Genomic DNA, 11612 nt, shown 5'->3' on the forward strand with positions numbered 1-11612 from the left:
CTTTTTTCATTTATTTGATGCGTAATAGTATGACGAAATCGCTTGATGGGTAAGCATTTCTGTCTTATTGAGGATTTTCTATGAATAATCTAGGTAATTAATGCTATTTGGAAAGTCATCCCTAAAGCCGTCGGAGAACCATCCTGTTGACCAAGCTGCGGCCACCAAGATTGGGCATAGCCTCTGACCGCTTCAACTTCAATCCCAACAACACTTGAATAGGCAAGCATTGCACTAAAGCCTATGAGATATCCGACAAGTGTGCCATGGGTATAATTGGGATAACGAATAAACCCGCCCGCTCGCGGCATTGCTGCACCCAGCTCTGCATATACCATGCCGATTAATATAATGACAAAGGCCCCGATTAGCCATGATATCCATGCATAAGCCCCAGCCATATTTGCGCCATTCTGTGCTGCATACAGCCATCCGGAACCGATTATGGAACCAATGCCTAAAAAAGTGAGATCTAATAAGTTTAAACTCTTTTTAAACTTCCCCTTTATTGGTTTATTAGAATGCGCCATGATTCCCCTCCCGATTTGATTTTATGGCTATATTTATTTTTCAATTCCTTATTTTCAGAATGGTTAAACGCCATATTGTCATTTATCCGAATATACTCGGAAGCAAAAAGGAATGGTAATATGCCTTAGCTTCCGGAAGCGGATTTAAACCTTATTTTAATGTCTACAACCGTGAGGGGGAAACGTGTCACCGCTGCGGGGCGATAATCATCAGAGACGATGTTTCTTCAAAAAAATCTTTCCGGTGCCCAGTTTGTCAAAAGTGACGGGCACGATTCGACCATTTGCGTGCCCGTTCAAGCCTCTTTTAACCGATGCATCCTTATTAACCGGCAGCGTGTTTCCTTTTGATCTTTGTTTTGCGCTGGCCAAAAAAGTTTACTAAAATTACTCCGGCAATGATGAATACTCCACCGAAAAAGGCAATCGAGTGAGGCACTTCACCTAGCCAAATCCAAGCAATGAAAATAGCCAAGAGCGGATTAATATACAGTCCGCTTGCAACGAGGCTCGCGGGAGCGTTTTTCAAAGCAATCGCCCACGTAATATAGGCAAAAGCCGATGGCAAAACCCCAAGATAAACCGCCGACCATGTTGAAGCTGCCGGTGCGGCCGCTACAGCTTCGAAAATGCCATGGCTGAACATTAGCATAGGAACCGTTCCAAACCATGTGAAATAAGCCGTTAATTCCACAGCAGAATAGCGCGAAAACAGCGGCTTCTGTAAAATAAAGAACAGCGTAGTTGAGATTGCTGCAATTAAAATTAAAATAGCCCCTGTGGCAAAGGCGAACGTCTGATGTGTCCCAAAGCTGATAACAGCTACGCCGACAAAGCCTATAATAATCCCGGACCAGCCGAGTTTTGTCATACGTTCCTTAAAGAGTAAATAGCAAAACACGGCGGTAAATGCTGGTACTGATGCAATGAGCAGTCCCGCAGTTCCGGCCGGCACCGCCATTTCGCCAAAGGTTAGGCAGCTATGATAGATCGTAATACCAGCTAGGGACAACCCAATGATTTTAGGCAGGTCCTCTTTTCGAGGCAAGCGGATTTTACCAGTGCAGGCGTAAAGTAAAAAAACGGCCGAAGCGACCAAAAAACGCATCAGAACAAGATGACCCGGGCTATACCCGGCAAGCCCTTCCTTTATGCCGGCAAAAGCCGATGACCATAAGATAAGTGTCACAGCTACAGCAAGAAAAGTTTTCAAAATAAAGGCCTCCTTGTTCCAAATCAAATTTTTGCTGTTTCCCATTATACGCTTCTATTATGTTGTTTTTAAATATTCTAGCTTGATTTTCATAAAGAAAACTTGCCGATTGGCAAGCCTTTAATAGGCGTAGCTAGAGGCTTAGTTGCGACGCACAGGACGTGCTAGTACTGGCGTTGTAACAGGATGTTACGTCTTTAGCCAGTGCACTTATGTGCGTCAGAAAGTTATACTTTCTGATTAACTTAAAATGGGCACTTGGGCCTTTACCCTATTTATTAAAAAATGGGGTTGATTATGTAAGCGCTTTCAGTTATAATGGAAATAGGTTGAACAACAAGTGTGGTTGTTATGGTATTCGGCGTAGGCGGAGCCGGTACCGAAAAGCTAGGGCACATGGCGTGTCCTTTTTATTTTGCCCTTGAATCTTCTTGAGGACACTTAAGTCCTAATATCATCAAATCAACTTACCCTCATCACACGAAAAATGAGGAGGTGAATGTGGTTCACCTCCCTTCTTACTTTTTCGATGTCATCAATTTCCCTTTTTAATGCTCTGATTTGCTCCAGGAGATGTTCATTTTCAGCAGGGTCCTCACTTTGTTCTTTTGACATAAGCTGGGCCAGCTGCAGCTCAAGTTGCATCAGCTCATTATCCCGCTCTTGCTCGGCGGTGTTTGCCTTTCGCCTGAAAAATAAACACCCGGCATTCCTCCATTTTAAAAAAACGCAGGGCTTCTGCCTGCATAGAAAACGGAAAATGGACGGGTGTTGCCGGCATTTCAAAAAAATGGCTTTTGTTATAAAACACATTGACAGCCATTTGACGCCGATGAACAAATCCAAAAAAGAACACACGTCTCCCGTTTTTCTTCCTAAGGCAGAAACCGCTAAGCTTGCTTTTCACATTCAAGCGCGTAGGAAAACATGTGTTTACTTCATAGGATTCGTTTGACCTCCAAGTTTTTATTTAATTCATTTTAATCAAACACCTTATTAAAAGTCAAGGGCTAGCTGATCAACCAACGCGCCAACATAGGCGACTGCTTTTCGAATCGGATCCGGCTTAGACATATCTACACCGGCATGCTTCATCAAATCCAAAGGTTTCATCGTTCCTCTTTTTTAAAATTATTAAGTGACATTGTTTTTGTAAATATTGGTGCTGGGTTTTACTCATAAACAAAAAGGGTATCCGTAGTACTTTAGGAGGTTTATTGTGAAAAGAGGTTTCTATTACGCCATTATTCCATCACTTATCATACTAGCCGCAGTGGTCACAATGGTCGCTAGGCATGCTGTATCATTCAACAATGCACATGAAGAAAAGGTTGTAGCCTTAGGTGACTCCTTAACATATGGCTATGGCGACAAGTCAGGCCATGGATATGTTGCCAATCTTCAATCACTGTTCAACAAACACTATCATGGCAAGGTCACCGTCAGGAACTTTGGCATTCCCGGCCAGCAATCCGATGGTCTCTTGCAACAATTAAATAAACCCAGCGTCACCAAAGAGCTTGATGATGCTGATTATATTATTGTCTTTATTGGGACAAATGATTTGATTAAAAGCAACGGCGGTGATCTAGCTCCCCTTAACCTTAAAGAAATTAAAATGGGGGAAGCCGATTATGTAAAAAATTTAAAGCGGATCTTAAAGATCCTGCGCGAGGAAAATAGACAGGCACCCATTCTTTTTCTGGGACTCTATAACCCTTATCCTGCTTCTGATTCTATTGAATCCGTCGTGCAAAAATGGAATGACAAAAGCAAAAAACTTGTCAACCAATACCCACGTGTCACTTTTATCGCAACCAATGGCCTTTTTAAGGAAAAGTCACAAAAATATTTCAGTGACTCCCTGCATCCTAACAAACGCGGGTATGATTTAATTACGAAGAGAATATTAGAGGAATATAATTTTTAGAAATGGCCGCACGTTATATGCGGCTTTTAGCTGCTTATCTCAACCCTTCCGCCGAAATACCCAGCAAAGGCTGCTGCTAAATCCCCTATCACTGCGACATTCCAATCGACCCGCCGATTATCGTGGATATCAAGCCATAAAGCATGTCTTTTCGGCCAATACGTTACTTCCAAGACGCCTTTTTCCTTACCTTTTTTAAAATGCCAATGAGAACAGCCCTTCTTGGTGCTTAAGGTGGTCTTCTGTGCCATGGTAAGTCCGAAGCCCCTTACTGTATCTTCAATTTTTTCGCAGACTAACTCCTCATCCAAAGGCTTCACTTTGTCCAGTTTCGAATCCACGATCCCATATGTCAGCATACAATGCCTCCTTAACTATTCCACTAGTTTATTTCTATGAGCGTAAATCGCTGCTTGCGTGCGGTCATCAACATCAAGTTTGGAGAGAATGTTCGTAATATGGGTTTTCACCGTTTTAACTGCAATGAATAAGGCATCGGCAATTTCCTGGTTGCTCTTCCCATCCGCTATCAAACGCAGTATTTCAATCTCTCTGGTTGTCAGCGTCTCATGGGGCTTTGTTTCTGGACGGCGCATTTTGGACAGCATTTTCCCGGTAACTTTAGCCTCAAGGACGGATTCGCCATGGCTCGCTGCACGGATCGCATCTGCAATGTCGCTCGCTTTGGATGTCTTTAATAAATAGCTCAAAGCACCTGCTTCGATCACCGGGTACACCTTGTCATCATCGATGAAACTCGTCAAAACAATAATTTTTGGATCCGGAAGCGAAGCACAAATCTGTCTTGTCGCTTCGACGCCATCCATTCCCTCCATCACAAGATCCATTAAAATGACATCAGGCCTCTCATTAATAGCAAGCTGAACACCGGCCTCGCCATCTGACGCCTCACCGACAACATCAATATCTTTTTGCGATTCAAGATAGGCTGACAGCCCCATCCGCACCATTTCATGATCATCAACAAGCACGACGCGTATCATACTTCTCACTTCCTTTCCTTATCAAGGATAGGTACTTTTACTTCGATTTGTACGCCTTTTCCGGGGAACGAAATAATTTCGGCAACCCCGCCGATTTCATTAGCCCTCTCCTGTATCGACTGCAGGCCATATGAAGAGGTCTTCGGCTTATCCATATCAAACCCGACACCGTTATCAATTATTCTAAGATAAAGCTGACGGTTAACAATGCTAAGACGAATCGTAACTGATGCTGCCTGTGAATGCCGGAACACATTCGACATGCCTTCCTGAACGATTCGGAATAAATGGTCTTCGATGCCTTTAGCTAAATTTGGGATGTCCGCTACCTCCCACCTGATGTCAACAGGCTGCTTAGCTCTGAATTCTTCAAATAACTCTTCAAGACCTTCTTTGAGCCCCTTGCCTTCCAATGTCGCCGGTCTCAAATGCATCAAGAGGGCGCGCATCTCATTTTGGGCGTTGCCTGCCATTTTTTCCACCATGGCAATTCTTGACCTTACCTTTTCATCCCCAGGACCCATGCTTTCCAGTACGGCTGATGACATCATGGAAATCGCAAACAGCTGCTGGCTGACTGCATCATGAAGCTCCCTTGCCAGCCTTTGGCGTTCTTCGGAAATAACCGATTTTTTTAACTGATCGTTCCATTCCGCCTTTTCCGTCGATAGCTTTTGCAAGGAAGCCACTTGCTTTTCAACCGTGTCAGCCATTTGATTGAGGTGATCAGCCATTAACCCGATTTCATCATCGCCAAGGTCCGCCACCCGATGGGCAAAGTTCCCGCGCTCAAATTTAAGGATGGATGCCACTAATTGTTCAAGTCTTCTTTTCATCGTGTTGCCATACAAATAACCAAAGAGAGCCCCCACGATAACTGCAAATAGCAATAACACTATGATAAAAGGGACATTAAACCAATGCAGAGTGAAAACTGTTCTTATATCTAAGTGATAATAAGTTAGGAACAACCCCGCCAAGACTAAGGTGACAAACACACAAATTCCAATTGCAAACCGTGTTAAACGCCATTGAATATTGGTTAGCCTTTTCCTGTTCATAGAAACCTCACATCAATATCACCAACAAAAATAGAAACGGCAATTTTCACTTTCCGCACTGCTTGATCATAGCCCTTGGTCTCTAAATTGATTTGCCGGTTAAGACCGCCTTGCTTGTAACCTAGTACCTCAAGGTTTCCAATTGTTACAGAAGCTGAGACGGAGACATCCAAATCATAAGGAACATAGATATCGACATCCCCAATTAAACCGCTGATGACAATCGTGCTCTCGCCTTCTGGGATGATCGCCTTTGACAAATCAATTTTGTTGTCACCAATGCCATAAGACAAACTCATGTCCTTAAGTTCAAAGCGATGATTAATGAGCCTGAGATCACCGATTAGGGAACCGCGGAATTCCGGAGATTTGATCCGAATATCCGGTCCGTCTGTATGACTGTCCTCGTTGATCTTCTGTTCTTCATTTAACTTTTCAACTTCTTCATCGATCCAATCGTTGTTATCTCTAATATCTTCCTTCTTGACACCTCTTGACCTTTTTTTCGGCGCTATATCATCCAAATCCGGGTTGCTTTTTCCTTTTACAAGCCTGTAGCCGAAATATATGAACAAAGCCGCTATAAGAATCCCGCCTATTGGAATCCGGAAAACAGCCTCAAAAACATTTCCAACCAACATTAAAGCAGCAAGAATCAAACAGAAATAACCAAGCCATTTATGTTCTTTTTTAAGAAAATAGACACCTATCGCTGCAAAAATGAAAGGGCCGATGAGTGCGCCAAGGCCAATTACGCCCAAAAATGTCATGATCCCGATGACGACGATCGTATAGCCAATTATTCGATTTCCCGGAAAACGCACCCGCAGCACCTCCTATATTCTTTATTAGATTTTATCATTATCTGTCATTAACACTTATTCTTCCACTTGCCACATTTAATTTGATTGGGTATTTACCGCTTCCATATGACCCTTTTATCGCAGTATCGCCGTTCATTGCCGCATTTTTGAGCGGGAAATCACAGCTTACTCTGCCGCTTGCAGCATGGGCATCCAACGTGAAATCAGCGTTATCCGGCAAACCTAGTGACGCCCTGCCCGACTTTACATCTAAGTTAACAGGACCGGTTAGTTTATCCATATCGGCACTAAGGCGACCGGAATAGACGTTGCCATTTAGTTCACCAGTAAAATGATCCAAATTTACTCTGCCTGACTTTATGTCAAATGAAGAGGTATCACTTGTCACGTTTTCTACACTCAATCGACCGGACCGCACGTCATTTTTCAATTTGTTGACCTCCAAATTTTCCAATTCAATGTTTCCGGAGCTTATTTCAAGCGTAAGGTCATTCAAGGACATGCTTCCGCCGGATCTGTTAAAGTCAACATTCCCGGACCCGATGGAGAGGGCGATGTTCTGGTTATAACTTTTCGGAACATACACATCTACTTTTACAGTGCCAAAAGGCCACCAGTTTAGCGGACCGTGATCAAGGCGGACTTTCATTGTGCTGCCGTCTTCGGTCACCCTAATATGTTCAGTTAACTTATTATTTTCTATTTTAGCAACGAGTTTATTCCCATCATGCTGAATAATATTGACATTTGCGCGAGCCACATCAATATCAATATTTTTGATCCCAGCCGTGCTTGCGGCTTTTTTCTCATCACTGCCAAAAGATAAGAGTTTGCCGGCACCGCTTGCGAGGATACCGAACAATATAAAAATACCACAAACAATCATAACAATCCCGATTATTTTTTTCATAACATCCCCTCTGGTCGCGTTTTTTGATAAACAAAAATGGAAGAACGGGTGCCGATGAGGCACCCACTGTTCATTCTTTTGTTCAATTTAGTTAGCTTTCTTACCGCTGCCTTTGGCGCCTTGATCAACCTCAGTTGTGTTCCCTTTTGCCTGACGCATTTTTTCCAGTTCTTTCTCTGCTTCATCGGCATATTCAAAAGCAATGAACTGATTGTCACTAGCATTGCTTGACCTGGCATAAGCATTTGCCTTAATTTCCATTTCCGTGATCCGTTCCTCCAAGCGCTTAACTTCTTTAAATGTGCTTTCTGAATCAATCCGGTTAATGGATGATTGTATGTGCTGCTTCGCCTTTGCCGCGTTGGCTCTTGCAACCAAGGCATACTTTTTGTCTTTAAGATCTTCATATTTCTCCTCAAGCTGGCTAAGCTGTCCTCTTAATTCCTGCACTTGTTCTCCGGCTTTTTCATATAGGCTTTTATACTCGGCCGTTTTTGCTTGAAAATGCTTCATTTCTGCAAGCGCCTTACGTGCCAAATCCTCTTCGCCAGCATCAAACGCCAGCTGGGCTTGAGTTTGCCGTTTGCCGGCTAATTTTTCCGCTTCCATCATCTTGCTTTGAAACCCTTTTTCAAGTGTCTGCTGCTTAATAATGGTATGTTTGGCTTTAGAAATTTCACTATCCACATCCCTTAAGTACTGCTTAAGCATAACCTGTGGATTTTCTATTTTGTCCAAACCTTCATGAATCGTCGCTGTTACAATATCTCTCATTCTTTTAAAAACCATGTAAATCCTCCTTATTAATCGTTTTTATTTTGGCGTTTCAAAAATTTCTTCCACTCACTGTCAAAGCTGCTTTCTCCCTTGACATCTTTATAGGTATGACCTTCATGACTTGAAAACGCCGGTTCAGGTTCTAGATGATCCTCATTCTTCTTCATAAGCTTCCAGCCAAAGTAAATAAGCAGCACCGAAACAGCCACCGTGATCAACATTGGCAATGAGCCGAGAAACATCATGCCGCCAATAAACAATAGGATGGCGCCAAAGATTTTATGCCCAGCCTTAATTTTTTTGACACCAAAGTAGATTAGAATCAACGCAATAGCAAAACCAATCAGCCCGCCTATATGGATGCCGAACATGCCTAGGAAAGTTAAACCGCCCAAGACGATCAGGACAAGCCCGATTAACGCTTTACCGCTCCAATTCATTTAATTCCCTCCCTTCTTTCGTTACATTTAGTTTACGGAAATTGGCGGTTTTCCAAAACGCACCAGGGTTTGATTTTCATCTAAGACCTTAGTCTTGGCCTCCTATGAGACTGATAGCAGCACATTAGATATGTATACACTTTGTGTCTCTCTTAGGCGGACAATTGTTCAACTTAAGAAACCGTTTTCCAAAGGCACTGGCCGGATGCAGTTAAAACGCGATTTTTTCTCCACTTTTATAGACTTTTATATCTTATTATGTTACCTTATGAATGATCATTACAGACGTTCACTTTAGATAATTTGTTCGCTTGGTGCGGACAATTGTATGTTAAGAAATTAATAGTAAATACTGTAAACAACACTCTAAGGAGGAATTCATATGCCAAGCCATGTTTTGGAGAACTTCCTGAAAGAAAATCTGGCTGATTTGAAGAATAAGGGACTATATAACGAAATTGATACACTAGAGAGCGCCAATGGCCCGGTGATCAAAATTAATGGAAGAGAGCTCATTAACCTTTCATCTAACAACTATCTAGGATTGGCGACGGACGACAGAATGATTGATGCTTGTGTTGATGCAACAAAGAAATATGGGGTCGGGGCTGGCGCTGTGCGGACAATCAACGGTACTTTGGCTGTCCATATCGAACTTGAGGAGAAGCTTGCGGAGTTTAAGCACACCGAAGCTGCGATTGCTTACCAGTCGGGCTTTAACTGCAACATGGCTGCTATTTCGGCGGTCATGGACAAAAATGATGCCATTTTATCCGACGAGTTAAACCATGCCTCAATTATTGACGGCTGCCGTTTATCCAAAGCTAAAATCATTCGGGTCAACCACTCCGATATGGATGATCTAAGAGCAAAAGCGAAGGAAGCAAAGGAATCTGGTTTATATAACAAAATCATGGTCATTACTGATGGTGTTTTCTCCATGGACGGGGATGTCGCTAAGCTTCCTGAGATAGTGGAAATTGCTGAAGAGTTCGATCTTATGACTTATGTTGATGATGCGCATGGCTCGGGTGTACTAGGTAAAGGCGCTGGTACGGTGAAACATTTCGGGCTGTCTGACCGGGTGGATTTCCAAATCGGCACACTATCTAAGGCCATTGGTGTTGTCGGCGGGTATGTTGCCGGAAGAAAAGACCTTATTGACTGGCTGAAGGTCCAAAGCCGTCCATTCTTATTTTCGACATCCATAACACCTGGATCAGCAGCAGCTTGCATAGAAGCTATTGATATCCTTTCAAACAGCATGGAGCTGCAAGATAAGCTTTGGGACAACGTTCATAATCTTAAAGACGGTTTGAAAAAAATCGGCTTCGACATTGGAAATAGCGAAACACCGATTACACCGGTCATCATCGGGGATGAGAAAAAAACACAAGAGTTCAGCAAACGGCTTAACGAGGAAGGCGTCTATGCTAAATCAATTGTATTCCCTACTGTACCGCGGGGAACTGGCAGGGTAAGAAACATGCCATCAGCTGCACATACGAAAGAAATGCTTGATCAAGCATTGTCTGTCTATGAAAAGGTCGGAAAAGAGCTTGGCATCCTCAATTAACAAAATCACTGTCAAAAGTATAAATATATTAACATCAAGAACATTCTTTTGGAGGAAATGCTATGAAAAAAGTTATGGTGACCGGAGCATTAGGCCAAATTGGCTCTGAATTAGTTACCCGGATGAGAGAAGTGTATGGTTCCGCCAACATAGTGGCGACTGATATCCGTAAGACGGAAGGTGACATCGTTGAGTCTGGGCCATACGAGATTGTCGATGTTACAGATGCAAGTGCCATGCATACTGTTGCCAAAAAGTATGAGGTCGACACGATCATCCATCTCGCAGCGCTTCTTTCAGCTACCGCTGAGGCAAAACCGTTATTTGCTTGGAATATTAATATGGGCGGACTTGTAAATGCTTTAGAAGTAGCCCGCGAACTAGATTGCCAATTCTTCACGCCGAGTTCCATCGGCGCATTCGGGCCGGCAACACCAAAGGAAAACACACCCCAGGATACGATCCAACGCCCGACAACAATGTACGGTGTGAACAAGGTTTCCGGAGAGTTGCTGTGTGATTATTACCATCAGAAGTTTGGCCTTGACACAAGAAGCGTGCGTTTTCCCGGTCTTATTTCTTATGTCACGCCACCGGGCGGCGGCACCACTGATTATGCTGTGGATATCTATTATCAGGCTCTTCAAAAGGCAAAGTATACCTCTTACATTGCCCAGGGAACATACATGGACATGATGTACATGCCTGATGCTTTAAATGCCATCATTAATTTAATGGAAGCTGACCCATCAAGACTTATCCATCGCAACGCTTTTAACATCACGGCGATGAGCATTGAGCCGGGGGATGTTGCCGTTGAAATCCGTAAAACTATTCCTGAATTTGAATTGACCTATGATGTCGATCCAGTCAGGCAAGCGATTGCCGAAAGCTGGCCGAATTCGATTGACCCATCCGCAGCTGAACAGGAATGGGGCTTCAAGACCGAGTTTGATTTGGCTAAAATGACTAAGGATATGCTGGCAAAGCTCAGGGTCAAGCTTGGTGAGAAGTGTGTGAACTAATACTAAAAACCTTTTCAGATTTACTGAAAAGGTTTTTCTTTGTCGTTTAGGAAATTATAAAATGGTTACCTTATGGATAACTTATTGTGACTTATTGTTAGGATTTTTATCGGACTGTGGTTCCGTTATTTGTGGCAAAATGCTGTATTTTATGAGTGTATAGGACTGTGTGGAGTTCTGTCAAGAAAGTGGACACCACTTTTCCAAAATAACGGATTGTACTCAACTCTCTTGACGAATTGAACAGACCATTCTTCACTTTTCAAAGCTTAGATGATGCCGTGGCAACGTCAAGTCCAAACCACTTGACCCTGCCCACTCT

Annotated in this window: 13 protein-coding genes and 1 pseudogene; 4 read left to right on the plus strand and 10 right to left on the minus strand. The window is 43.1% G+C overall.

Features of this window, described 5'->3' with window-relative positions:
• Positions 1-89 precede the first annotated feature (89 nt).
• The gene (locus EV207_RS22225; RefSeq protein WP_132748569.1) at positions 90-530 is read right to left on the minus strand and encodes an APC family permease; all 441 of its coding nucleotides are present in this window, start codon (positions 528-530) and stop codon (positions 90-92) included.
• Positions 531-718: 188 nt separating this feature from the next.
• Here EV207_RS22225 and EV207_RS23605 point away from each other — a divergent pair.
• A pseudogene (locus EV207_RS23605) lies at positions 719-796 on the plus strand (hypothetical protein); the annotation flags it as partial.
• 59 nt (positions 797-855) lie between these two features.
• Here EV207_RS23605 and EV207_RS22235 read toward each other — a convergent pair.
• Positions 856-1743, minus strand: coding sequence for a DMT family transporter (locus EV207_RS22235; protein WP_243647208.1), 888 nt, complete (start codon positions 1741-1743; stop codon positions 856-858).
• Between the two features lie 462 nt (positions 1744-2205).
• Entirely contained in the window at positions 2206-2388 is a 183-nt protein-coding gene (locus tag EV207_RS22240; protein WP_132748573.1) for a hypothetical protein, read from the minus strand.
• A gap of 574 nt (positions 2389-2962) precedes the next feature.
• Here EV207_RS22240 and EV207_RS22245 point away from each other — a divergent pair.
• Positions 2963-3673, plus strand: a complete 711-nt coding sequence (locus EV207_RS22245; protein WP_132748574.1) for a DUF459 domain-containing protein — start codon at positions 2963-2965, stop codon at positions 3671-3673.
• A gap of 26 nt (positions 3674-3699) precedes the next feature.
• Here the strand turns inward: EV207_RS22245 and EV207_RS22250 are convergent, their stop codons facing one another.
• The 7 genes from EV207_RS22250 to EV207_RS22280 form a co-directional block, all read right to left on the minus strand.
• On the minus strand, positions 3700-4032 hold the full coding sequence (locus EV207_RS22250) for a hypothetical protein (protein WP_132748576.1): 333 nt from the start codon (positions 4030-4032) through the stop codon (positions 3700-3702).
• A 15-nt stretch (positions 4033-4047) separates the two neighbouring features.
• Positions 4048-4677, minus strand: coding sequence for a response regulator (locus EV207_RS22255; protein ID WP_132748578.1), 630 nt, complete (start codon positions 4675-4677; stop codon positions 4048-4050).
• 5 nt (positions 4678-4682) lie between these two features.
• Positions 4683-5738 carry a sensor histidine kinase gene (locus EV207_RS22260; RefSeq protein WP_132748580.1) on the minus strand — a complete coding sequence of 352 codons (1056 nt, stop codon included), beginning with the start codon at positions 5736-5738 and terminating at the stop codon, positions 4683-4685.
• The gene (gene liaF, locus EV207_RS22265; protein ID WP_132748581.1) at positions 5735-6562 is read right to left on the minus strand and encodes a cell wall-active antibiotics response protein LiaF; all 828 of its coding nucleotides are present in this window, start codon (positions 6560-6562) and stop codon (positions 5735-5737) included. Before liaF ends, EV207_RS22260 begins: the two co-directional genes overlap by 4 nt.
• Before the next feature lie 37 nt (positions 6563-6599).
• A complete protein-coding gene (locus tag EV207_RS22270) occupies positions 6600-7472 on the minus strand; it encodes a DUF4097 family beta strand repeat-containing protein (protein ID WP_132748583.1) in 873 nt (290 codons plus the stop codon).
• A gap of 87 nt (positions 7473-7559) precedes the next feature.
• Positions 7560-8261, minus strand: a complete 702-nt coding sequence (locus EV207_RS22275; protein ID WP_132748585.1) for a PspA/IM30 family protein — start codon at positions 8259-8261, stop codon at positions 7560-7562.
• A 14-nt stretch (positions 8262-8275) separates the two neighbouring features.
• Positions 8276-8689: a LiaF transmembrane domain-containing protein gene (locus EV207_RS22280; RefSeq protein ID WP_132748586.1), complete on the minus strand. Its 414-nt coding sequence runs from the start codon at positions 8687-8689 to the stop codon at positions 8276-8278.
• 382 nt (positions 8690-9071) lie between these two features.
• Between EV207_RS22280 and EV207_RS22285 the strand changes: the two genes are divergently transcribed.
• Together EV207_RS22285 and EV207_RS22290 are read left to right on the plus strand one after the other, a co-directional pair.
• Entirely contained in the window at positions 9072-10265 is a 1194-nt protein-coding gene (locus EV207_RS22285) for a glycine C-acetyltransferase (RefSeq protein WP_132748588.1), read from the plus strand.
• A gap of 62 nt (positions 10266-10327) precedes the next feature.
• Complete coding sequence (locus EV207_RS22290; RefSeq protein WP_132748589.1) at positions 10328-11290, plus strand: L-threonine 3-dehydrogenase; 963 nt, start codon at positions 10328-10330, stop codon at positions 11288-11290.
• The last annotated feature ends 322 nt before the right edge of the window (positions 11291-11612 follow it).

This window comes from Scopulibacillus darangshiensis (genome assembly GCF_004341035.1).
Taxonomy (GTDB): domain Bacteria; phylum Bacillota; class Bacilli; order Bacillales; family Sporolactobacillaceae; genus Scopulibacillus; species Scopulibacillus darangshiensis.

Coding starts and splice junctions, on each gene's coding strand:
- EV207_RS22225 (WP_132748569.1), bottom strand. CDS start 530: ATGGCGCATTCTAATAAACCAATAAAGGGGAAGTTTAAAAAGAGTTTA.
- EV207_RS22240 (WP_132748573.1), bottom strand. CDS start 2,388: ATGCAACTTGAGCTGCAGCTGGCCCAGCTTATGTCAAAAGAACAAAGT.
- EV207_RS22250 (WP_132748576.1), bottom strand. CDS start 4,032: ATGCTGACATATGGGATCGTGGATTCGAAACTGGACAAAGTGAAGCCT.
- EV207_RS22255 (WP_132748578.1), bottom strand. CDS start 4,677: ATGATACGCGTCGTGCTTGTTGATGATCATGAAATGGTGCGGATGGGG.
- EV207_RS22260 (WP_132748580.1), bottom strand. CDS start 5,738: ATGAACAGGAAAAGGCTAACCAATATTCAATGGCGTTTAACACGGTTT.
- EV207_RS22270 (WP_132748583.1), bottom strand. CDS start 7,472: ATGAAAAAAATAATCGGGATTGTTATGATTGTTTGTGGTATTTTTATA.
- EV207_RS22275 (WP_132748585.1), bottom strand. CDS start 8,261: ATGGTTTTTAAAAGAATGAGAGATATTGTAACAGCGACGATTCATGAA.
- EV207_RS22280 (WP_132748586.1), bottom strand. CDS start 8,689: ATGAATTGGAGCGGTAAAGCGTTAATCGGGCTTGTCCTGATCGTCTTG.
- EV207_RS22285 (WP_132748588.1), top strand. CDS start 9,072: ATGCCAAGCCATGTTTTGGAGAACTTCCTGAAAGAAAATCTGGCTGAT.
- EV207_RS22290 (WP_132748589.1), top strand. CDS start 10,328: ATGAAAAAAGTTATGGTGACCGGAGCATTAGGCCAAATTGGCTCTGAA.